22 protein-coding genes and 1 tRNA gene are annotated in these 22,839 nt (G+C 58.2%); 14 read left to right on the plus strand and 9 right to left on the minus strand.

The window, feature by feature from the left end; translation table 11 throughout:
• Window positions 1-95 precede the first annotated feature (95 nt).
• Window positions 96-1,127, plus strand: a complete 1,032-nt coding sequence (pyrC, locus tag NLU14_RS19070; RefSeq protein ID WP_275709559.1) for a dihydroorotase — start codon at window positions 96-98, stop codon at window positions 1,125-1,127.
• Between the two features lie 66 nt (window positions 1,128-1,193).
• Window positions 1,194-1,850 carry a ribonuclease T gene (rnt, locus tag NLU14_RS19075; protein ID WP_275709561.1) on the plus strand — a complete coding sequence of 219 codons (657 nt, stop codon included), beginning with the start codon at window positions 1,194-1,196 and terminating at the stop codon, window positions 1,848-1,850.
• Window positions 1,851-1,902: 52 nt separating this feature from the next.
• Here the strand turns inward: rnt and NLU14_RS19080 are convergent, their stop codons facing one another.
• Window positions 1,903-3,888: an SDR family oxidoreductase gene (locus NLU14_RS19080; protein WP_275709563.1), complete on the minus strand. Its 1,986-nt coding sequence runs from the start codon at window positions 3,886-3,888 to the stop codon at window positions 1,903-1,905.
• Window positions 3,889-4,277: 389 nt separating this feature from the next.
• Here NLU14_RS19080 and NLU14_RS19085 point away from each other — a divergent pair, with 389 nt between their 5' ends.
• Together NLU14_RS19085 and NLU14_RS19090 are read left to right on the plus strand one after the other, a co-directional pair.
• Window positions 4,278-4,577: a hypothetical protein gene (locus NLU14_RS19085; RefSeq protein WP_007151678.1), complete on the plus strand. Its 300-nt coding sequence runs from the start codon at window positions 4,278-4,280 to the stop codon at window positions 4,575-4,577.
• A 25-nt stretch (window positions 4,578-4,602) separates the two neighbouring features.
• Window positions 4,603-7,455, plus strand: a complete 2,853-nt coding sequence (locus NLU14_RS19090) for an insulinase family protein (RefSeq protein ID WP_275709565.1) — start codon at window positions 4,603-4,605, stop codon at window positions 7,453-7,455.
• Window positions 7,456-7,459: 4 nt separating this feature from the next.
• Here NLU14_RS19090 and NLU14_RS19095 read toward each other — a convergent pair whose 3' ends face one another.
• From NLU14_RS19095 to NLU14_RS19105, 3 genes are read right to left on the minus strand one after another with little or no spacing between them, the layout of a single operon-like run.
• Window positions 7,460-8,098, minus strand: coding sequence for a TIGR04282 family arsenosugar biosynthesis glycosyltransferase (locus tag NLU14_RS19095; protein WP_275709568.1), 639 nt, complete (start codon window positions 8,096-8,098; stop codon window positions 7,460-7,462).
• Window positions 8,082-8,819 carry a TIGR04283 family arsenosugar biosynthesis glycosyltransferase gene (locus NLU14_RS19100; protein WP_275709571.1) on the minus strand — a complete coding sequence of 246 codons (738 nt, stop codon included), beginning with the start codon at window positions 8,817-8,819 and terminating at the stop codon, window positions 8,082-8,084. Before NLU14_RS19100 ends, NLU14_RS19095 begins: the two co-directional genes overlap by 17 nt.
• Before the next feature lie 31 nt (window positions 8,820-8,850).
• Window positions 8,851-9,219 carry a DUF488 domain-containing protein gene (locus NLU14_RS19105; RefSeq protein WP_275709574.1) on the minus strand — a complete coding sequence of 123 codons (369 nt, stop codon included), beginning with the start codon at window positions 9,217-9,219 and terminating at the stop codon, window positions 8,851-8,853.
• A gap of 123 nt (window positions 9,220-9,342) precedes the next feature.
• Between NLU14_RS19105 and NLU14_RS19110 the strand changes: the two genes are divergently transcribed.
• The 4 genes from NLU14_RS19110 (at window position 9,343) to NLU14_RS19125 (ending at window position 12,071) form a co-directional block, all read left to right on the plus strand.
• Window positions 9,343-9,419 (plus strand) — tRNA-Arg (locus NLU14_RS19110).
• Between the two features lie 250 nt (window positions 9,420-9,669).
• Window positions 9,670-10,569, plus strand: a complete 900-nt coding sequence (locus tag NLU14_RS19115; RefSeq protein ID WP_275709576.1) for a cation diffusion facilitator family transporter — start codon at window positions 9,670-9,672, stop codon at window positions 10,567-10,569.
• A 107-nt stretch (window positions 10,570-10,676) separates the two neighbouring features.
• Window positions 10,677-11,522, plus strand: coding sequence for a patatin-like phospholipase family protein (locus NLU14_RS19120; RefSeq protein WP_275709578.1), 846 nt, complete (start codon window positions 10,677-10,679; stop codon window positions 11,520-11,522).
• Window positions 11,523-11,564: 42 nt separating this feature from the next.
• Window positions 11,565-12,071: a DNA polymerase ligase N-terminal domain-containing protein gene (locus tag NLU14_RS19125; protein ID WP_275709580.1), complete on the plus strand. Its 507-nt coding sequence runs from the start codon at window positions 11,565-11,567 to the stop codon at window positions 12,069-12,071.
• A 57-nt stretch (window positions 12,072-12,128) separates the two neighbouring features.
• On the opposite strand, the gene NLU14_RS19130 is transcribed toward NLU14_RS19125, so the two are convergent.
• The gene (locus NLU14_RS19130) at window positions 12,129-12,551 is read right to left on the minus strand and encodes a CBS domain-containing protein (protein ID WP_275709582.1); all 423 of its coding nucleotides are present in this window, start codon (window positions 12,549-12,551) and stop codon (window positions 12,129-12,131) included.
• 138 nt (window positions 12,552-12,689) lie between these two features.
• Between NLU14_RS19130 and NLU14_RS19135 the strand changes: the two genes are divergently transcribed.
• Complete coding sequence (locus tag NLU14_RS19135) at window positions 12,690-13,157, plus strand: TraR/DksA family transcriptional regulator (protein WP_275709584.1); 468 nt, start codon at window positions 12,690-12,692, stop codon at window positions 13,155-13,157.
• 553 nt (window positions 13,158-13,710) lie between these two features.
• On the opposite strand, the gene ycaC is transcribed toward NLU14_RS19135, so the two are convergent.
• Together ycaC and NLU14_RS19145 are read right to left on the minus strand one after the other, a co-directional pair.
• Window positions 13,711-14,331 (minus strand): isochorismate family cysteine hydrolase YcaC, encoded by a 621-nt coding sequence (ycaC, locus tag NLU14_RS19140; RefSeq protein ID WP_275709586.1) that lies wholly within the window; start codon window positions 14,329-14,331, stop codon window positions 13,711-13,713.
• Between the two features lie 72 nt (window positions 14,332-14,403).
• On the minus strand, window positions 14,404-15,279 hold the full coding sequence (locus NLU14_RS19145; RefSeq protein WP_275709589.1) for a pirin family protein: 876 nt from the start codon (window positions 15,277-15,279) through the stop codon (window positions 14,404-14,406).
• Window positions 15,280-15,398: 119 nt separating this feature from the next.
• Here NLU14_RS19145 and NLU14_RS19150 point away from each other — a divergent pair, with 119 nt between their 5' ends.
• Window positions 15,399-16,325: a LysR substrate-binding domain-containing protein gene (locus tag NLU14_RS19150; protein ID WP_275709591.1), complete on the plus strand. Its 927-nt coding sequence runs from the start codon at window positions 15,399-15,401 to the stop codon at window positions 16,323-16,325.
• Between the two features lie 88 nt (window positions 16,326-16,413).
• Entirely contained in the window at window positions 16,414-17,067 is a 654-nt protein-coding gene (locus NLU14_RS19155; protein ID WP_275709593.1) for a hypothetical protein, read from the plus strand.
• Between the two features lie 5 nt (window positions 17,068-17,072).
• Here NLU14_RS19155 and NLU14_RS19160 read toward each other — a convergent pair whose 3' ends face one another.
• Entirely contained in the window at window positions 17,073-17,696 is a 624-nt protein-coding gene (locus NLU14_RS19160; protein ID WP_275709595.1) for an L-threonylcarbamoyladenylate synthase, read from the minus strand.
• Window positions 17,693-18,037 carry a BolA family protein gene (locus tag NLU14_RS19165; RefSeq protein WP_275709598.1) on the minus strand — a complete coding sequence of 115 codons (345 nt, stop codon included), beginning with the start codon at window positions 18,035-18,037 and terminating at the stop codon, window positions 17,693-17,695. The genes NLU14_RS19160 and NLU14_RS19165 overlap by 4 nt, the downstream gene beginning before the upstream one ends.
• Before the next feature lie 123 nt (window positions 18,038-18,160).
• Between NLU14_RS19165 and NLU14_RS19170 the strand changes: the two genes are divergently transcribed.
• From NLU14_RS19170 to NLU14_RS19180, 3 genes are all read left to right on the plus strand, one after another.
• On the plus strand, window positions 18,161-20,326 hold the full coding sequence (locus NLU14_RS19170) for a DNA topoisomerase III (RefSeq protein WP_275709600.1): 2,166 nt from the start codon (window positions 18,161-18,163) through the stop codon (window positions 20,324-20,326).
• Window positions 20,327-20,446: 120 nt separating this feature from the next.
• A complete protein-coding gene (locus tag NLU14_RS19175) occupies window positions 20,447-21,172 on the plus strand; it encodes a response regulator transcription factor (protein WP_275709602.1) in 726 nt (241 codons plus the stop codon).
• Window position 21,173: 1 nt separating this feature from the next.
• Window positions 21,174-22,811 (plus strand): FecR family protein, encoded by a 1,638-nt coding sequence (locus NLU14_RS19180; protein ID WP_275709604.1) that lies wholly within the window; start codon window positions 21,174-21,176, stop codon window positions 22,809-22,811.
• The last annotated feature ends 28 nt before the right edge of the window (window positions 22,812-22,839 follow it).

Consider the following 22,839-nt stretch of genomic DNA (forward strand, 5'->3'; position numbering starts at 1 on the left):
GGCCAAAACAATCGCTAGCGGCTTCTGATATAATTCCGCCAGAATTTATCAGGGGCACCAGTACATCTGGCCCCGGTACACTCCGGAAATCGCACATGACCGAGCAGATCACCATTACCCGCCCCGACGACTGGCACCTCCATGTCCGGGACGGCGACATTCTCAAAGACGTAGTGCCTGCCACGGCCCGCTGTTTTGGCAGGGCCATCATCATGCCCAACCTGGTGCCACCGGTGACCGACGCCGAGCAGGCCCTGGCCTACCAGCGCCGGATCCTGGCCGCTTCCGGTGACAGCGGGTTTGACCCCCTGATGACGCTGTACCTGACCGAAACCACCACACCGGAACAGATCCGGGAGGCCAGGGCCGCAGGTGTGGTTGCCGCCAAATTGTACCCGGCCGGCGCCACCACCAACTCCGCATCCGGTGTGACCGATATCCGCAATATCTATCCAGTGCTGGAGGCGATGAGTGACTGCGGCATGCTGCTGCTTGTCCACGGCGAGGTAACCGACCCGGAAATCGATATCTTTGACCGGGAGAAAGTGTTCCTGAAGCGGGTGCTGGCCCCAACCCTGGAAGCCTTCCCGGCGCTGAAGGTTGTCCTTGAGCACATCACCACGGCGGATTCCGCCGGGTTTGTGCGTGACCACGATGGCGATAACCTGGGCGCCACCCTTACCCCCCAGCACCTGATGTACAACCGCAACCACATGCTGGTTGGCGGCATACGCCCCCACCTCTACTGCCTGCCGATCCTGAAGCGTAACCGGCACCAGCAGGCCCTGCGGGATGCCGTGGTCAGCGGAGACCGGCGTTTCTTCCTGGGCACCGACTCGGCACCGCACTCGAAAGACCGCAAGGAAACAGCCTGTGGTTGTGCCGGTTGCTATTCGGCGTACAGTGCCATATCACTGTACGCCGAGATCTTCGAAGACCTGGGCGTGCTGGACAAACTGGAAGCCTTTGCCAGCTTCAATGGCGCCGATTTTTATGGCCTGCCCAGAAACAGCGACACCATCACGCTGGTGAAAGAAACCTGGGAAATGCCCGGCGAACTGCCACTGGCTGACAGCACGATTGTACCGCTCAAGGCCGGCGAAAGCCTGAGATGGCGGCTTGCCTGACAACCACTCTGAACAACTGTTCCTTTACCAGGCCTGCGACCCTGGCCAGACACCCCGGGAGTTTAAGTGACTGACGAAAATAAAGAACCGCATCCCATGTCCCGCCGTTTTCGCGGCTTCCTGCCGGTGGTGGTGGACGTGGAAACCGGCGGATTCAATCCTGAGAAGGATGCCCTGTTGGAAATCGCTGCGGTCATATTGACCATGGACGAAGACGGCTGGCTGAGGCGCTCCGAAACCCACCTGCAGCAGATTGACCCGTTTGAAGGCGCCAACCTGGAACAATCAGCCCTGGATTTTACCGGCATCGACCCCTGGAATCCGGAACGGGAAGCCGTTCCCGAGCGCGAAGGCCTGAGTGAAATTTTCGGGCCCATTCGCAAGGCAGTCAAAGAGCACGATTGCAAACGGGCGGTTCTGGTTGGTCACAATGCCACCTTCGACCACAATTTCGTGTTTGCGGCCGCCCTGCGCTCAGACATCCGCCGCAACCCGTTCCACCCGTTCTCCACCTTCGACACGGCAACCCTGGCAGGCCTGGCTTACGGCCACACCGTCCTGGCCCAGGCGTGCAAGCTGGCGGGCATTCCCTTCAGCAACAAGGAAGCGCATTCAGCAGCGTATGACGCGGAGAAAACCGCCGACCTGTTCTGTGGCATCGTCAATCGCTGGCGGGAAATCGGTGGCTTTCCGCCACCGTCCATACCGGACATTGCTGAGTAACCCACAAAAAACCCCGCTCCAAAGAACGGGGTTTTTGTTTGCACCGGCATTTTTACCAGTAAATACCACGCATGATGGCAGCGAACGCTACCTGCTCTGACGAGACCTTCGGCCTCTCCCGTGACCGGCTGCCAGCAGCTGACGGGGAGTCCGGGAACATACGGTAACCGGTGTTCATAACGATCTCGCCCATCTTCGGCGCCAGTGCCTGCAACACCTGGGCAAAAATGCCCAGTCGCGTGGCAATGCGCTTGGGCCGGTAGACAATGGCATCCACCACCATCTCGGCAGCTTCGTCCGGTGTCAGCGTGGGCACCGAGTCGTAGATCTTGGTAGGCGCAATCATTGGCGTCTTCACCAGCGGCATGTTGATGGTGGTGAAGGTCACATTGCGGTCCGACCACTCCGCCGCCGCACAACGGCTGAAGGCATCCAGCGCGGACTTGGAAGCCACGTAGGCAGAGAACCGGGGCGCGTTGGTCAATACGCCAATGGACGAAATATTCACCACGTGACCACGATTGCGCTCCAGCATGGCCGGTGCAAAGCCCATGATCAAACGCACGGAGCCAAAATAATTCAGCTGCATGGTGCGCTCGAAATCATGGAAGCGATCGAACGACAACGCCAGCGAACGGCGAATGGAACGGCCGGCGTTGTTGACCAGCACATCCACATGGCCATGGTTGTCGAGCACGGTTTTCACGAAGCGATCGGCATCTTCCATGTCGGCGAAGTCACACTGGTAGGCGTGAACATTGCCGCCACGAGCTTCCAGCTGGGCCGCCACTTCTTTCAGGCGCTCCTTCTTCCGTGCACCGATCACCAGAATGGCACCAGCATCCGCCAGTTTTTCAGCGGTCGCCAGACCGATGCCGGAAGTACCACCGGTAATCACACACACCTTGCCTTCCACTGTGCCCCGGAGGGTGCGATCCTTGAACAGGTCCGGGTCCAGATTGCGCTCCCAGTAGTCCCAGATCACTGCAGAGTAGCCCTCAAGGCGCGGCACTTCGATACCGGTGCCCTTCAGGACCCGCTCGGTTTCACGGGCATCAAACTTGGTGGGGTAATTGATGAACGACAGCACCGAGGGCGGAATGCCCATATCGTCCAGCAACGCTGTTGTCAGGCGCTTGACCGGCGGCAGGTTCTTCAGGCTTTGGCGGATAAACGGCGGCACAAACCCGAACATCCGCGAGTCGATACGCATGGCCATGCGAGGCGCGTGGCCAGCCTCGGAGAAGATATTGAGAATCTCGCCCACTTTGTAGGGGTCGGAGTCCACCAGGTGGAAACAGTTACCGTCCTCACCTTCCAGGTGTGCGATGTGATCCATGGCGTTCACCACGAAATCCACCGGCACGATATTCAGGCGGCCACCCTCAACGCCAATGGTCGGAACCCACTGCGGCAGGGCATGGCGGATTTTCTGGATCATCTTGAAGAAATAATAGGGTCCGTCGACCTTGTCCATCTCACCGGTTTTCGAATGGCCGATGACCATACCCGGGCGATAGATCCGGAACGGGATCTTGCAGCTCTGGCGAACCACCTTTTCCGACTCGTGCTTGGTTAGCAGGTACGGGTGGTCCAGCTTCTCTGCCTCTTCGAACATATCCTCGCGGAACGTGCCCTTGAACAGGCCAGCCGCGGCGATGGAAGAAACATGATGGAAACAACCGGCTTCCATGGCTGCGGCGGCGTCGACGGCACTATGAGTGCCCTCAATGTTGGTTGCCTGCTGGGACTTTTCGTCCGCCCCCATGTCATAAACCGCAGCAAGGTGGAAGAAATGATCAATGTTACCCTTGAGCGATTTCATCGTCTTGGCGTCAATGCCCAGGTTTGGGCTGGTGAGGTCGCCGATCACTGCCTTTACCCGGGACTCGTCCGCTCCCCAGCGCTCCCGGAGGTGGTTCAGCTTGTCCTGTGATTGCTCGCGCACCAGCACATGCACTGTGCCGCCACGAGCCAGCAGTTTTTCAACGAGAAAACGGCCGATAAACCCGGTGCCACCCGTCAGAAAGTAATTCATTGATAGTCCACCCTGCTTGTTGCTCAATTGTTGTCTGTCCCTTTGTTGTCGACGGCCGCATTAGACCAAAGTCTTATACCGCCGCCGAACGCCGGCATTGTACTTAATTGCAACACTCATGTATCGAACTTTTTTAGAGCATTTACTCTGTAAGCCGTTGTTTTATTTAGAGTGTTTACTCTAGTCCGTGTCTGAAAAGCACGCCGGGGCCTGTTCGTTTAACCGGCACGCTGAAACTGAGACTAGCACAAGGTAGGCAGGCTGCCCGCAAATCCCTACCATTACCGGAAGGAAATGAAACCTGCCCGCGGCGGTGACATAATTGGAACCATCAACGGCAGTTTCTGTCTCTACACTCTCTACATTTCCCGCACCCCGGAATCTGGAACATGCACAAAGACGACCCCAACGCCGAACGCTACATTGCCATTGCCCGTGCCTGCCTGAAGGCCATTAACGACACGGCTGCCGACGCCGGCACCCGCGAACAGAAAATCCAGGCTGTCTATCAGGCAATTGATCACGCCTTCCAGGCCGAGTTTGCAGATTACCGCCAGTCTGTCGCGGTAATGGGTACGGTTCTTGAACGCATCGCCTCGGGCCAGCTTGACGCAGACGCCGCCGCCAGCCTGGCGAAGAAAACGCTGGACCAACAGCCCGAGAGCACCCGCAACGCCCTGATTCATTAACCGGCTCAACGCAAAGAGAGACTCTATGCACCCAGGCATCCATGGATTTGCCAAAGGTTTCCCTGGCCTGAAGCAGGGATTTTTACTGTTGCTACTTCTGGCCTTCAGTTCGGTTGCACTGGCAAACCAGTCACCCGTAAAGAGCCCGAACGACGACAACGAGTACCGCTACGTTCAATTGGACAACCAGCTCAGGGTGCTGTTGATCTCCGCGCCGGAATCCGACAAGGCGGCCGCATCCATGAACGTCGCCGTGGGTAGCGGGGACGACCCCGGCAATCGTGAAGGTCTCTCACACTTCCTCGAACACATGCTTTTCCTGGGCACGGAAAAATACCCCGACCCGGGTGAATACCAACAGTTCATCAAAAGCCACGGTGGCAGCCACAACGCCTTCACCGCCTTCCAGGACACCAACTATTTCTTCGACGTACAGGCTGATTACCTTGGCGATGCCCTGGATCGCTTTGCGGAGCAGTTTTCGGCCCCACTGTTTACCCCCGAACTGGTCGACCGCGAACGCCGCGCCGTGCACTCAGAGTTCAGCGCTAAACAGAAAGACGACAGCCGCCGCTTCTACTCCGTGAAAAAGGCCGTCAGCAATCCCGACCATGCCTTCCACCAGTTTGCCGTGGGTAACCTGACAACCCTGGAGAACACCGAAGAGCGGCCACTGCGCCCCGACCTGATTGACTTCTGGAAAGCCCATTATTCATCCAACCTGATGACTCTGGCGGTTTATGGCCCGCAATCGCTGGACGAACTGGAATCCATGGTACGCGGGCGATTTGATCGCATCGAAAACCGTAACCTGACCCCGAAAGTCCACGACGAACCACTGTTCAGCCCGGGCACCCTGCCCGCCCGCCTGAACGTGGATGCACTGAAAGACATCCGCAATCTGACACTGACTTTCCCTATTCCGTCGCAACAGGACCATTACCGCGACAAACCGGCCAACTACGTTGCCAGCCTGCTTGGCCACGAAGGCCCCGGCAGCCTCTTTGACGTTCTGAAGAAGGCCGGCCTGGTGGAAAGCCTGTCCGCGGGCAGCGGCATGGACACCGGCCAGGACGCCACCCTGGAACTGAACATGGCGCTGACACCGGAAGGCTTGAAAAATCAGGAAACCATCCTGGAACTGACCTTCGCCTACATCGACAAGGTGCGCGAGCAGGGCATCGCCCGGCATCGTTTTGAAGAAATGAAACAGCTGGCGCAGATCGACTTCCGCTTCCGGGAAAAAGGCGAACCGGTGCAGGAAGTGATGCACCTGTCCCAACAGATGCGGCATGTGGCACCGGAAGACGTGCTCCAGGCCCCCTGGATGATGGAAGACTACGCGCCGGAGAAGTACCGGGACATTCTGGAAAGGCTTACCCCGGACAACGTTCTGGTATCCGTCCTTGAGCCCGAACCGAACCTTGAAGACCCGAACCTCACCCAGTGGTACGACGCCGCCTGGAAGATGCGGCCCCTGGCTCCCCAAACGGTCGAGACGCGGGACGACAACCCCATGGTTGCCAGCCTGGCCCTGCCACTGGAGAACCCTTTTATTCCCGAAGAGCTGGGCATGGTCACCGGACCGACCATGGAACAGCCTGTGTCCATGGGCACTGTCAGTGGCATGGAGGTGTGGTACGCACGGGATACCCGCTTTGATACGCCCAAGGCCAATGTCTACCTCAGCCTGCGCACCCCGGCTACCCGGGCCTCTGCCCGCAGCAACGTGCTGTCCACGCTGCTGGTGGATGCCATCAACACCAACGTGAACGCCTGGGCCTACCCCGCCCAGTTGGCAGGCCTTGATTACAGCGTCTACCCGCACCTTCGCGGCATTACCATCCGGGTCGGCGGCTACAGCGACAAACTGCACACTCTGATGGCCCGCCTCCTGACCCAGGTTGCCGACCCCACGCTGACCGAACAACGCTTCCGTATTGCCCGTCAGAACATGATCGACCGGCTCCAGAACGAGGCTAAGGAACGCCCGGTGCAACAGACCTCCGAGTTCATCCAGAGCCTGCTGATCGAAGGCGCCTGGAGTACCGAGGAGAAACTCCGTGCCGCCAGGGAAGTCACGCTGGAAGAACTCAGATCTTTCTCTGAGGCCTTTCTCTCAGAGGTTGATCCGGTCCTTCTTGTCCACGGCAACATGACCCAGGCTTCGGCCCTCAACCTCACCAACCGCATCCATGCCATGGTGCTGGATGAGAGCGAGATGACAACGGTAGAGCGAAGCCACGTTCGCGCGCTTCCAGAAAGTGAAACGGTGCTGCCGATAGAGGTAGAACATCCGGACACCGGCTACACCCTTTACGCGCAGGGCGACGACACCAGCTTTAAGGAGCGCGCCATTTTCCGGTTGCTGGGCCAGATTATCAGCAGCCCGTTCTATGAAGAGCTGCGCACCAACCGCCAGCTTGGGTACATCGTTTACGCCACGCCGTTCGAGATGCTGGAAACCCCGGCACTCGGCTTTGTGGTGCAGTCTCCAGAAGCCAGCGGCGAAAAAATCGACCAGGCGGTACGCGAGTTTTCCACCGCGTTCAAAGAAACGCTGGCCAACCTGTCTGACCAGGAACTGGAGCGCGAGAAGCAGGCCGTGATCAGCAAGCTGATGGAACAGGAGAGGCGCCTGGGTGAGATTTCGGAACGCTACTGGCGAGAAATCGACCGGGGCGCGACCGACTTCAACTCCCGCAAGAAGCTGGCAAAAGCGATTGACGGTGTCACCCGGGAAGCCCTGGTTGAAACCCTGCAGAACCAGGTCATTGACCGGGAGCAGGCACTGCGCGTGTTCACCGTTGACGAGGCACAGGACAATACACCCATCGTTGAACGCCTGCTACAGCGCCCCGCCGTGCCGGACGCCTGAAAACTCAGCCTGAAGACTGGCCAGTAAACCTGCGCCAGTCTTCAGGCTCATCCACATCCCATTTTTGCGGCAACAGAGTGAACGATACGCCCGCTTGCGTGAGACGGGCGCAGGTTTGCTCCAGCGCCTTTTCCGTACCCCAGGCTACATCGGCCAGCATGTCAGGGATTACCCGGCGAGCGCCGATCAGAACGTATCCCCCATCCTCCGACGGCCCCAGCACAACATCCACATCATCCAGCGCTGACACTGCCAGCCGCACGTAATCCGCATCCACTGACGGGCAATCACTGCCCACGATCATGGCCTTGCCAAACTCGCGCAATCCGGATTGCAACGCCTGCTGCATGCGTTCACCCAACACCTTACCCTGCTGCAGGGACTGCCCGACACCGTGGACTTCAAGCCGCTGCAATACCGGCAATGCGCCTTGCGGAGTTTCATCCACCGCCCGGTCCCACATAAAGCGCACGGTGTAGCCGCTGGCCACCAGGTTCTCAAGCACGGCGAGACTAAGCGTGACGTGCGCCTCCATCGCCCCGTTCGCCCCGAGCTCCGGCATCAGGCGGGTTTTCACATTGCCCGCTTCCGGCCATTTGGAAAACTGCATGACCAGGGCGGAAACGTCAGGATTCAGAAGCATCACGAACGTCCGATTGGTAGAGGCTGGCAAGGGTTTCCGGCGAGTCGCCGCGCCAATAACGCCAACGTAACCGCCACATAAACAGGATAGTGTGCCAGGTACCGTGCCGCTCCCAGCGCCGGCTGTCGGTAACGACGGGATCGGAAACACAGAACGGGCGGGAAACCAGCCGCAGCCGGGAAGACAGTTCCACATCCTCCATCAGCGGTATCTCTTCGAAGCCGCGCAAGGCTTCAAACACCGGTCGGCGCACAAACAGTGCCTGGTCCCCTGTGGCGATACCCGTCAACCGGGACCGCTGGTTCATAAACCAGGCAACAACCCGAAACATCGGGCGCCGGCCACTGAGGCGCACATTAAAACGCCCCCAGGCTTTGCGGCTGACCCGGAACCGATCCAGTGCCGCCAGAGCCGAGCCTGGCAATCGGGTATCCACATGCAAAAACAACAGGATATCGCCCTTGGCTACCTGCGCGCCGGCGTTCATTTGCACCGCCCGCCCGCGCCCGGATTGCATAACCCGGTCGCAATGCCCTGCCGCCAGCCGCGCGGTACCATCATCGCTACCGCCATCAACCACAATGACTTCATGGCCGGAGTCCCTCAGCGGCTGCAAATGCGCCAGGGTAGCGCCAATGGTGGCGGCCTCCCGCCATACGGGCACGATGCAACTCAGGTACAACGGATCGCACTGGGAATCGGAAGGGTGCTGTGTGGCCATGGTCAAATCTGCTGGTATCCCCATTAACGGCTCAAATCGGTAGCTGCCCCGCCTCAATAAACTGCTTCAGGGCCAGCGCGTTATTATGCTCTGTATCCTTGGCCGCAAATACCAGCGTTATCCGGTCATGCTCTTCAAGATACTTCACCAGGATACCAAGGTCTCCATTCTCGCCGGATACCAGCTCCTGAAGATACCTCTCGCGGAAACCATCCCACCGGGACGAGTCGTGTCCAAACCACTTCCGAAGGTCGGTGGAAGGCGCCAGGCCCTTCAGCCACTCGGCCAGGCCCGCTTCTTCCTTCGAAATACCCCGTGGCCATACCCGGTCAACCAAAAGCCTCGGCCCATCCGAGCGGGCTGCCTTGTCATAGACACGCTTCAGTCGAATCTCAGTCATATTAACCTCCTGAACCGGAGTATTTACGCAGAGCCCCTCTGTTTGCAAACGTCAGGCCTAAATCCCCACAGCCCCTTGAGACACATCACCTAGCCCGCTATCATACCCGCCTTCTGACGATCAGCCCCCGTAGCTCATCTGGATAGAGCGTCCCCCTCCTAAGGGGAAGGTAGCAGGTTCGAGTCCTGCCGGGGGTACCAACCCGCCTCCCACCTGTCTTCACGGAAACAAACAACCCATTACGCCCTGCGTGTTTCCGGCCTTCAGGCATTTGCCTGCCCTTCCCAAGCCACCCATCGGCTAACGCAAACTGACCATGTTGACCCTATAGTAGCTACAGGGTTTTAAATGACTATCACCAACGCGCGTACCGGAGTGTATCAGTGAGCAGGTAATCCTTGCGGCACTCGATGAGCACTGACAGACCCATGGCTACTGATAGAGGTATAGATGCACAACCACAGCCACGACCACAGTCATCACTTCAACACCTACAACCGCTCCTTCGCCATTGCAGTGGTGCTCAACATCCTGTTTGTGGCTATTGAAGCGGTTTATGGCGTAGTGTCAGGATCTCTTGCGCTCCTTGCAGATGCCGGCCATAACCTTAGCGATGTCATGGGATTGCTCATGGCCTGGGTGGCCAGTTGGCTTGCAGGCCGGGCAACCTCCTACAGCAAAACCTATGGGCTGAAGAAGACCACGATTCTGGCGGCGCTCTTCAACGCACTCATTCTTATTGCGGCTGTTGGCGGGATTGCCTGGGAGGCCATTCAGCGCCTGACAGCCCCTGCCGAGGTGGCGGGTTTGACCGTGGTTGTGGTTGCCGGCATCGGTGTCCTTATCAACGGGGCAACAATGATGCTGTTTCTCAAGGGGCAGAAAGGAGATATCAATATCCGGGGTGCCTTTCTGCACATGGCCGCAGACACCGCTGTATCGGTGGGGGTCGTCATCTCCGGCACAATCCTGATGTTTACCAACCTGAACTGGATAGACCCAGTGGTCAGTCTGGTGATTGCCACGGTGATCTTCGTAGGTACCTGGCAACTGCTGAAGGAGTCTGTCAACTTGGCCGTGGATGCTGTACCCGGGGGCATTGACCCATCGACTGTTCAACAACGTCTCGAGAAGCTCCCGGGCGTACACTCCGCCCATCACCTTCACATCTGGGCCCTGAGTACGACCGAAAACGCGTTGACGGTCCACCTGGTAAAGCCAGATCCCGAGGGCGATGACCAGATCATCAATGATGCCTCGTTGATGCTGGCAAAGGAATTCAACATCCAGCACACAACCATCCAGTGGGAGCGTGGTGATAGCCACTGCCCGACAGAAACCTACTGTTAATCGCTACCTGCTGCGAGGAAGCTTCAGGGTGGTTATCTCTGGTAAGATTTCATCCTATGGCCACCCGTGAAACCCTATCAAACCAATCTCAACACTCTGCTGGCGAATTGAAAGCCCTTGTCGTCGAGGGCGGCGCCATGCGCGGCATCTTCGCTGCAGGTGTTCTCGATGCATTCCTTGAGTACAACTATCAGCCCTTCTGGCGAGCCTATGGCGTTTCAGCGGGTGCCACCAACCTGATTGGCTACCTGTCGGGAGACCATGGGCGTAACCGGAAAATCATTACCGGACATGCCTGCCAACCGGAATTCATTGACTGGAAGCGGTTCGCCATCGGCGGGCACCTATGTGATGTGCGCTGGCTCTGGCACCAATCGTATACCGACGTGCCGCTAAGCTTGGTGAACTTCCTGAATGGAAGCACAGAACTATGGGTAACGACGACATCAGCCCTGACCGGAAAAGCCTGTTACTTCAGGGTTGATGAACAAAACCTTCATGATGTTTTCACTGCATCATGCTCATTGCCTATCGCCTACCGTGACTATCCGCAGGTCAATGGCGAACCGATGACGGATGGCGGCCTGGCAGACGCCATTCCGGTGATCAAGGCGTACGAAGATGGTGCCCGTGACATTACCGTGGTGCTGTCACGCCCTCCGGGTTACCGTAAAAGGCCACCAAAGTTCGCATTTATACCAAAGCGCCTGTTCCGGGACTATCCGGCACTTGCGGACGCATCGCTTCGCCGCGCCGAGCGTTACAATGCCACGCTTTCATTTATCGAAAACCCTCCCTGGGATTGCACGATTCATGTGATTGGCCCGCCCTCCGAATTTGCGGTTGGCCGATTAACACGGAAACCGGAGCTTCTGGAACAAGGTTATCAGGCAGGACATCGAGCAGGGCTGGCCTATCTTGACGAGGTGAGCCCACCGAAAACCAGACTGTAAACGTGTGGTGATACAGACCTTCTCTGAAAACGGGAGGCACTCATGAGCAAGCAGGACCACGGTACCAAGCATTCATTTGTCATCCAGAAACATGACGCCAGTCAGCTGCATTACGATTTCCGCCTGGAGGTAGACGGTGTATTGAAGTCCTGGGCTGTTCCCAAGGGCCCTTCCACAGACCCTTCTGAAAAAAGGCTTGCGATTGAAGTGGAAGACCACCAACTGGGCTATGCTGACTTTGAAGGCGTGATCCCGGAGGGAGAATACGGCGCCGGCACCGTCATGATCTGGGACAGGGGCAGCTACGATAATCTCCGCGAAGACAACATGGCTTCGTGCCATCGGGATGGCATGATCGAAGTCTGGCTGGAAGGCGACAAACTCCAGGGAGGTTATGCCCTGAAACGCTTCCGGGGCGGAAAGAAGCCCCAATGGTTGCTGATCAAAATGAGGGACGGTGCTGCGGACGGCAGGCGCAATCCGGTATCGACCGAACCTCATTCGGTAAAAACAGGCCGAGACCTGAAAACCATCAGGGATGATCGGTAAGAGTCCCATAGCCAGATGCCAATGCTCTGGCCATGGAATCTTTCCTTGCGTTACAGGTTAGTGATAATGCCGGGCGGCGCTGACCACTTTCTTGGCCAGGGCATCATCATTGCAGTGGTCAGCGATATCGCCCAAGGTGACAATGCCAACCAGATCTTTGCGATCAGCATTGTTCAGAACCAGCAAACGTTGTACTTCCTCATTTGCCATATTCTGGAGGACATCATCTATACTTTCGTCTTCAAAAGTATACAGCGCCTTTCCAGTCGCTATTGAACTGGCCTTGTCGTCCGGGCTCTTGCCCTCGGCCACTGCCCGAACGGCAATGTCACGGTCGGTGATAACACCGGTAACCTTGCTACCGTCGCCCAGCGGCTCAAAGCCGGTACCATTCTCACGCATTGCATTTGCAACTTCACGAATGGTGAGATCGGCATCTAGATACTGCGGATGCTTTGTCATGACCTCTTTCACTTGCATGATCAAGCCTCCTTGTCCTTACGCGAGAAATAAGAGCAAGAGATACGCTTTAATTCGCCTATCCCTTACCTGATACGAGTTGTGGCAATACCGACAATATTCAACCCTGGCGAAGCTCAGAGGCAAAGAGGTGGGAAGATGACTTCTGAAGAACTCGAAAAATTCCGCAATCTGTTGCTGAAATGGCAAGAAGATCTGCTTTCTACCAGCGATGTTCGCGACGAATCCAGTGGAACCGTCCACCTGGACCAGCAAAGCGTCGGCCGGCTCTCGCGAATGGATGCCCTGCAAAGCCAGGAACTGGCAAAGGCCGGAAAAGAACGGGCGGAGCGCCAGTTAAAAATGATTGAAGCAGCCCTGACCCGGATCGACAACGACGACTACGGGGAATGCATGGAGTGTGGCGAACCGATTAACCCCAAGCGCCTGGAGATCGATCCCGCCAGCCTATATTGCATTGATTGCGCGGTAAGCCCTGGTAAAACCCCGGACCTACCGAAACAACCACCCCGACACCGCACGCACCAGCCTGGGCATGATCAGGTAAACCACCAACACAACAATGGTTGCCGCAACTATCCCGTGCCGAACACCCCATGTGGCTAATAACGGCACCCGGTCAAAGACGGGCTGGTAAATTGCCGGCACAATCATGGTCAATGGCCATATGACCGCAGTCGTAATCAACCATTGTTTCCAACGGGTTGGCTGTTTGGCTTTCGACTCTGGAGGGCTGAACCAGAAATCAATGCCACTGCGAATCTCAATGTGTTCGTTGGTTTCCAGAGCGGTGGCTATTTCCGAAACCAGTTCTTTCCGGATATCCGACTCCAGCCAGGCCTCCGCCTCTTTTTCACCGGAAAACCGCACGGCAGCCTCGAAGGTATTATGCCCGGGTGGTGGCCGAACAATGTGTACGCCCTGGTGGCCTGGAAATTCGGCAGCGGTCACGATGATCTGACGAAGCCAGGTTTCGTAGCGGTCCTTCATATCTGGACGAACGTTGTGCCTGATTATGATTGACCTGCCGGAGTTGTAGTGCGCCCCTGGATTGCCCGGAGCGTTTTCATCTTCCATAGTTTCCTTCCTCGGTATCGAGGGAAGAGAGTAACTCCAGAAGGGCCGTACCCGCCAGCGAAGTGGATACGGCCCTGCCCGTTTAGCCTTTCTGCGCAGAGAAACTCTGCATCAAATTAGCGTAATGCGGAAGATGCTTGGCGAGTATTCCACCAAAGCCTTCGATGTCGTTGCGCCAGTCGCGATGCAACTCACCACCAACGGCAAACCAGTTCATCAACTGGGCACCCGCCTGCTCCATGCGGCTCCATGCTGCATCCCGGGTTACTGGGTTAAACGTGCCGGACGCATCCGTAACCACGAATACCTCATATCCCTCTTCCAACGCCGACAGCGTCGGGAAAGCAACGCATACATCCGTCACTACACCAGCGATCAGCAACTGCTTCTTACCCGTGGCCTTTACCGCCTTCACGAAGTCCTCATTATCCCAGCAGTTAATCTGGCCGGGGCGCGGGAAGTACGGAGCATCCGGAAACATTTCCTTGAGTTCCGGCACCATCGGTCCATTGGGACCATCCTCGAAGCTGGTGGTAAGAATGGTCGGTATATCGAAGAATTTGGCGATATCCGCCAACGCCAGTACGTTGTTCTTGAAATCGTCCGGGGAAAAATCCCGAACCAGCGAGAGTAGCCCTGATTGGTGATCAACCATCAACAGCGCCACATCGTTTTTATCCAGTCGGTTGTATTTGAAAGCCATGTCTTTCTCCTTGGTTTCGGTGGGTCTGAGCAACCGGCCCTTGGGCCGGGTTCCTTCGCCAGCCATAACGGATTATGGCTGGTGTTGAAGCGTCCCGAACTTTCCGTTCTGAAAGTCCGCGATGGCCTGGTGGATTTCCGCCTCCGAATTCATCACAAAGGGCCCATGGCCGACCACGGGCTCATTGATCGGCTCACCTGTGAGCACCAGCAACCGGGCATCATTATTTGACTCAAGTTGCAAACCCTGGCCCTGGCGGTCAAAACAGGCGACTTCCGCCTCATGCAGAACTTCCGATCCATTGGCCAGAACCGTTCCCTTGAGCACCACAACCATGGCGGTATGCCCGTCCGGGGCAGGCAGAGGCACACCTGCTCCCGGCTCCAGCCTCACGTCCCATACATTCATGGATGTGAAGGTTTTCGCCGGGCCGAAGTGGCCCTGGTACTCACCGGCGATGACCCGAAGGGTGCCAACGTACTCCCCGAGGGAAACCGCCGGGATGTCCCTGCCCAACAGCGTCTGATAGGCCGCTGGGGCATCCTTGTCCCGTGCGGGGAGGTTTACCCACAACTGGACCATCTCCAGCACACCTCCACGCTGGGTAAATGCAGGTGAGTGGAATTCCTCATGGACGATGCCGGCACCCGCCGTCATCCACTGAACATCGCCCTCGCCGATCAGTCCCCCACTGCCCGTGGAGTCCCGGTGCTCAAGTTCGCCTTTCAGCACCAGAGTCACGGTTTCGAATCCCCGATGGGGGTGCTGCCCAACGCCACGGCGGCGAGTTCCCGGCGGAAACTGCGCGGGCCCGGCGTAGTCCAGCAGGAGGAACGGGCTGATATTGTTGGCGCCCATGCGGTCGTACGACAGCAGCGAGCGAACGGGAAAGCCGTCACCAACCCAGTGGCCCTGAGGCGTGCTATAGGTCGTCAGTATCTGTTTCATGCGCTCCCCCTTCGCTGATTGAAAGATCCAAGGTCAATATCTGCACAATAAGGGAAGTGTGCTGGTCCGAGTAGGCATCAAAATTTATAATCTGCGTTCTATATATAGGACTATGAACTATGCAGGACTTGAACGATCTCTATTACTTCGTGCAGGTAGTGGAGCATGGCGGCTTTGCCCCGGCCGGGCGTGCGCTGGGAGTACCCAAGTCGAAACTGAGCCGACGCATTGCGCTTCTTGAGGAACGCCTTGATACCCGGTTGATCAACCGGTCCACACGTCGGTTCAGCGTCACGGAACTGGGTAAGGAGTACTATCGCCACTGTGTTGCGATGCTGGTGGAAGCCGAAGCCGCGCAGGAGCTGATTGATCGCTCCCGTGCCGAACCCCGGGGATGTATTCGCATGAGCTGTCCACCCGGGCTGATCTATTTTCTGGTTGCTCCCCTGGTTGTGCAGTTCATGGAACTGTATCCAGAGGTCAAGATTGAACTGGTGGCCACCAGCCGGCGCGTCGATGTGATCAAGGAGGGGCTCGATCTGGCCCTTCGAGTGCGCTATCCACCGCTGGAAGACAGCGGGCTGACCATGAAAGTCCTGTCCAGGAGCCCCCAATGCCTTATGGCGTCCCGCGCCATGCTGGAACGCTTCCCGAGGCCGGAGTCGCCCGAAGATCTGGTCCATTTGCCCAGTATTGATTTCGAACAGGCGGACGGTCAGCACCTTTGGTGCCTGGACGGCCCGGATGGCCGGTCAGTGCAGGTCCATCACCATCCACGGCTGGTTACAGACGATGTGTTTACTTTAAGGCAGGCCGCCATTGCTGGCCTGGGCGTGATTAAAATGCCGTTGATTGTGGGCGGAAGGGACCTGATTGAGGGGCGACTGGTTAATGTGCTGCCCGGCTGGTTACCGCGCAGCGGCATATTCCATGCTGTGTTCCCGTCACGCCGCGGCCTGCTGCCGGCGGTCCGCGCCTTCCTGGATTACCTTTCCGAGCAAGTTGACGAAGTCGACTTTCCAGTGCCTGAGGACTACGTCATTTAAGCAGCCATGGCCCGCTTTGTGCTTACCCGTTCCCAGGACACCACAAACGTCAACATTTCCTCAGTGACCATGGGAGGGGAAAAGAGCCATGTCGCTGCTTACATCGCTGATCAAAGCCAGTACCCAGTTCCAGCAGGCCATGGAAAAACGCCCGCCGGCTGCACCGGGCAACGCCGCGGCCAAGCCCGCGGCGCCTGAGGCTCCGGCTTCCGCCACCGATGACCGTTTTACCATGTCGGAGCGGGCAAATTCCGATTCGGCGCGCCCCAAATCCACCCGCTTACAGATGGCCGAGTACAGGCAAACCGTCGGGCAGGACCTTGCCTACATGCGGGAAACGCTGCGGCACAAACTTGCCGAGTACAAGCTCAGCCCGGCAACCAGTGTGGAAGTGTCAAAGAACGAAGAAGGTAAAATCAGTCTTGGTGGAGGCATACCGGAGGAAACCCGGAACCGCATCGAGCAGGACCTGAACAACAGCAAGCCGTTCCGGGAGGCGTTCAGCCGGCTCAGTGCCAGCGAGCCCACCCTGCACTTCGTGGACAACGCGCTCAAGCTGAACAAGGCCTACGGCGTGAACAATTCACTGCTGGACACCCTGGTCAGCGACAACCAGCAGTTCAATGGCCTGCAGGACCTGGCGCACCGCTATGACAGCCTGCGCCGGTCCGCCAACATCGACCAGGCAACCAGCTACTCAGATCGCAGGAACTTCGCCCTCAGCCTGAATACCCGGGCCTGAACCGGCTAAACCCGGAAAGGCTCCGGATCTCCCTTTCCGACGCGGGTCACTTCCGGCGCCGGGCCCGTCATGTTCACCACGGTGGTTGCCTCAAGGCCACAGAAGCCGCCGTCGATGATCAGATCCAGCTCGTGTTCCAGGGTCTCCCGGATATCGTAGGGATCGGTCATCGGGTCTTCCTCGCCCGGCAGTATCAGCGTACTGCTCATGATGGGCTCGCCCAGTTCCGCCAGCAGGGCCTGAACAATCGCGTTGTCGGGCACCCGCATTCCAATGGTTTTGCGCTTGGGGTGCAACAGGCGCCGTGGCACTTCACTGGTGGCGTCCAGGATGAACGTGTAAGCCCCCGGGGTGAAGTTCTTTAGCAGCCGATACTGGGTGTTATCAACTTTTGCGAATACGCCGATATCCGACAGATCCCGGCACATCAGCGTAAAGTTGTGCTTGTCATCCAGCCGGCGGATGCGCTTGATCCGATCCGCCGCCTGCTTGTCATCCAACTGACAGCCGAGGGCATAGGCCGAATCCGTCGGATACACAATAACACCACCCCTGCGCAGAATATCCACGGCCTGGTTGATCAGCCGCTTCTGGGGCGTTTCCGGATGAATCTGGAAAAACTGGCTCATTGGCTCCCCCCTGATGCGAAGGCCGGATCGTTCTTGGAACCGCCCATGCAATTGGGGGATTCGGGCGCTGCCTGGCCAGACGCCTCCCACTCCTGCGGCGAGTACACATGAAGCGCCAGAGCGTGAACGCCACCGGCCATTTCCTCCGCCAGTACACGGTAGATGGCCTGGTGCCGCTTGACCTTACCCTGCCCCTCGAATTCCGGAGACACCAGGGTCACCTTGAAATGGGTTTCGGAGTTGGGCGGCACGTTGTGTTTGTGGCTCTCGTTTTCAACCATGAGGTGATGGCTGTCGAACGCATTTGCCAGCTTTTGCTCAATGGCTTGTTGTGTAGACATAAACAGGCCTGCTCCTGATTGAATGTGTTATGGAACAGTCTACTACACCAAACGCTGTGTTACCTTGACAGGATCGGGACAAAGCGCCATCTTCCATCCCCACCCGAACATTGCTTCCGACTTATGCGCCTTTATATTGCTGAAAAACCAAGCCTGGGCCGGGCTATCGCTGCCGCTCTTCCTGCCCCCCACCAGAAGGGAACGGGCTGGATTCGTTGTGGCGAAGGAAGTAACGCCAGTACGGTCAGTTGGTGCATTGGCCACCTGCTGGAGCCGGCGGAACCCGGCCAGTATGATCCGCGCTGGAAAAAATGGCGGCAGGAAGACCTGCCCCTGTTCCCCGGCCGCTGGGAAGTCATGCCCAAAGACAGCGTGCGCCAGCAGCTCAAGGTACTGGAATCACTGACCCGCAAGGCCGACACCATCATCCACGCCGGCGACCCGGACCGGGAAGGCCAACTGCTGGTGGATGAGGTAATCCGCTACGTGGGCGCCACCTGCCCGGTGCAGCGAATCCTGATCAACGACCTGACACCGGCGGCGGTCGCCAAGGCCATCCAGGCGCCGAAAGACAACCGGGAATTCCGCCGTCTGTCCCACTCCGCCCTGGCCCGCCAGCGTGCAGACTGGCTTTATGGCATTAACCTTACCCGCTTCTACACACTGTCTTACCAGCAGCAAGGCGAGCAGGGTGTCTACTCCGTTGGGCGGGTGCAAACCCCGGTGCTCGGCCTGGTGGTAGCGCGGGACAACACCATCGAAAATTTCACCCCGAAACCGTTCTTCCGCATCCAGGCAAACTGCCACGCCGTGGAGGAAGACACCGACCAGCAGGGGTTTGCGGCACGATGGCTACCGTCGGAAGCCTACCGGGAACACCTTGACGAAGAAGACCGACTGTTGGATGGCGATGTGGCCAGGCAGATCGCAGATGCAGTGGAGGGGCGCCCCGGCAAAGTTACGGAATCCCGTTTCCGGGACAGGAACGAAGCTCCCCCATTGCCACTCTCGCTCTCCGCCCTGCAGATTGAAGCGGGGCGGCTGTTCCGCATGGGCGCCAAAGACGTACTGGATACCGCCCAGAATCTTTATGAACGCCATCAGTTGATCACCTATCCCCGTTCGGATTGCCGCTACCTGCCCGAAGGGCATTTTGACCAGCGCCAGAACGTAGTGCAGGCCATTGGCAAAGTCGCCAGCGAACTGGCACCAGCCTGCGAGGCGGCAGACCTGAACCGCCGTACCGAGGCATGGAACGACAAAAAGGTGGATGCCCACCACGCCATCATTCCCACCGCCAGGCAGGCGCCGTCAGGGCGGTTGAGCGAAGCGGAACAGAAAATCTACGAACTGATCAGCCGCTACTACCTGATGCAGTTCAGCGCCGATGCCATCCATCGGGAAGGCAAGCTGGCCATCAGGATTGGCGAACACGACTTCAGGGCCACTGAAACAGCCGTACTCCAGCCGGGCTGGAAAGACCTTGAAATCCGCCAGCGGGAGGGCCGTAAGGAAGCCCCAAAGCCGCCTCTCCCCCGCCTGGGGAAAGGCGACCCCATCCTGTGTGATTCGGTGGAAGTCGCCGAACGCAAGACCCAGCCGCCGCAGTATTTCACCGATGCCACCCTACTGTCGGCCATGACCAACATTGCCCGCTTTGTCAGCGACCCCGAGCTGCGCAAAACCCTGCGGGAAACCGATGGCCTGGGCACCGAGGCCACCCGCGCTGCTATCATCGATACCCTGTTCCGCCGTGAGTACCTGTTCCGGGACAAGCGCCACATACGCTCGACTCCGAAGGGCAAGGCATTGATCGATTCCCTGCCGGAGTCCATCAGCAAGCCGGATATGACAGCGATATGGGAAGCCACCCTGGAAAGCATTCGCCGCGGTGAGGGCAACCCGAAACAGTTTATCGAAGACCTCAAGGAGCAGATCCGCGGCTTTATCAACACCCCGGAGCAGGAAACAAAGAACGCCCCACCGCCCGAAGGGCAACCCCACTGCCCCAAATGCCGGGCCCCGATGCGACAGCGAGAGGGCAAATTCGGCGCCTTCCACGCCTGCACCCGTTTTCCGGACTGCAAGGGCACACGGCCGATCGAAGATCAGTCGCCGGCGGACGGCACGAGCGAGAAGCCGATTCCCTGCCCCCACTGCTTTTCACCACTGGTGCGCAGAAAAGGAAAAAAAGGCTGGTTTTGGGGCTGCAGTAATTTCCCCGGCTGCCGACAAACAGTGGATGACGATGGTGGAAAACCAGCGCTCCGTTTACGCAACACTACATAACGTGACTGAAGCGGAATTGCAGATTTGTAATACTATGAAGCCAGATTCAATTGCCTATGCCCCGCGAATGAGCGGGACTCTAAAAAAGACAGTTAATTCAATGTCGGGAGACCATATTTGATGCGAATTGCTCTGCTTGAGGATGAACATGAACAGGCTCAGCACATTCAATCTGTGCTGTCTGAGCGTGGGCATCACTGCGACAGTTTCCCTTCAGGCCAGTCCTTTCTGAGTGCCGTTCTCCACCGCAGTTACGATTTGTTGGTGATGGACTGGCAGATTCCCGACATGACCGGCATCGAGGTTCTGGAAAGCGTGCGGGCCCAGTTGAACTGGCAGATTCCGGTGGTTTTCCTCACCCAACGCGACAGCGAAGCCGACATTGTGCGGGCACTGGACGCTGGCGCGGATGACTACCTGGCCAAACCGGCCCGCGAGGCGGAACTTGTTGCGCGTATCAACGCGCTGGCCCGCCGTACCGGCCCGGACACGGAAAAAGAAGTGCTGCGCTATGGGCCCTTTGAGATCAATACCCAGCTTCGGACCATTTCGCTCCACGGTGAGGTACTGACCCTGACCGACAAGGACTTCGACCTGACCCTGTTCCTGTTCCAGAACCAGGGCCGGCTGCTGACCCGTGAAATGTTGCTGGAGCGGGTCTGGGGCCTGACGAAGGACATCAACACCCGTACCGTGGATACCCACATGAGCCGGCTTCGGCGCAGGCTGGGCCTCAATCCCGAGAATGGTTTCCGGATCAAGACCATCTACCAGCGTGGCTATCGCCTGGAAGCGATGAAAGCCTCTGGTCCCGATGCCAACGCACCGGTAATGGAACAGGCCTGAAATGAGTCAACGCTCCACCCTGCGGTTAATGACAGCACTGCTATTTGTCGCCGGCGCCGTCATGGCGTTGCCGGCACAGGCGGATCTGTCGGTTACCCGTGGCTCCCAGGCGGCTGCCCTGGGGCCGGAATCCAGCGCAGTTCCCGAATGGGTCTATACGGTTCGCCCCGGCGAAAGCTTCGACGAAGTTGCCGATACCCTGCTGGCCCCGAACGTATCCGCTATTCGCCTGTTGCAACACAACAACATTGAGAACCCTGCCACGATCGGCAGCGGGGACAGCCTGCGAATCCCACTGGCCTGGCTCCAGCGCCAGCCCGATCCCGCCCGGGTAAACTCCGTCACCGGCCAGGTACAGCTGATTTCCGGTAATGACGGCACCAAGCGCCCCCTCACCAGCGACTCGCTGATCCGGGTTGGTGATGAAATCCTGTCCCACGCCGGTACTGCGACTGTAGAACTGGCCGATGGCTCGGTCGTGCGGATTTCCCCGAATTCCCGCCTCGCCTTCAACCGACTGACCCAATACGGAAAATCGGGTATGGTCGACACCCGGCTACGCCTGAACCAGGGTGAAATCGAAACCCAGGTGAAGCCGGTGATTGAAGGCGGCTCGCGCTTCGAGATCGAGACTCCGTCGGCTGTTGCCGCCGTCAGGGGTACCATGTTCACCCTCAGAACAGCGCCCGGCTCAACGGACCTACGGGTGACCGAAGGCGAAGTCTCGTTTGGCCCGCCTGGGAAAACACGCCGCATTCCCGCCGGCTACAGCGCCAGCGTATCGACCGCGGGCGTTGGCAGCATGAGCATCCACCGCCTGCCGCCGGCACCCGAGATGAACCCCCTGCCGCCCCAACTGACGCAACTTCCAACGGAACTGAGCTGGAAACCCAGCGGAGCCAGCGCTCACCGCGTGGACATCTTCGATGGCGAAACCGGGCGCTGGATCAACAGCAGCAAGGTCAGCGGCAATGATTTCGATATCAACCTGCTGGACAACGGCCGCTACGAGATCCACCTGGCTGCCGTGGATAGCCGGGGTATAGCCGGCATGCCGGGTATATTGGATGTGGAAGTGGATCTTCGGGCCCGTACGGCCGTACTGGAACAACCCGAAGCCGGCGCAACCGTCAACGACGATATGCCCGAATTCCGCTGGCAGTTGCGTGGTGAGAACGAGGTGGCACGGGTGGAGATTGCCGAGGACAAAGACTTTGGCAACCTGGTGGCCACCAGCGAATGGGCACCAGACCAGAGCGCACTGCCCTCACGCCCACTGACACCGGGCCAGTATTACTGGCGAGTGGTAACCGAAGCCGGTGGCAATTCCGTTGCCACAAGCGAGGCTCGCGCCCTGGTGGTGAACGGAACCCTGCCACCGGTCCGCATCATCAGCGTGAACTATGTAGACAGCCAGGTCAGGGTGTTCTGGCAAAAGGTGGACACTGCGGCGGAATATCGTTTACAGCTGTCGGAAGAGCCCAATTTTAACAACATTATTAAAGAGGCTACGCTGTCGGATACAACAGCGGCCTTGCGCCTCATTCCCGGAAGGCGGTATTTTGTCCGCCTGAAAGCCCTTTCTGACGGCCCGCTGGAAAGCCGGTGGGGACCAGGGAGGGAATTGTTTCTGGAATAATCCAACACATACCAATACCCGACAGCAG

The organism is Marinobacter iranensis, assembly GCF_029207565.1.
GTDB classification, from domain to species: Bacteria; Pseudomonadota; Gammaproteobacteria; order Pseudomonadales; family Oleiphilaceae; genus Marinobacter; species Marinobacter iranensis.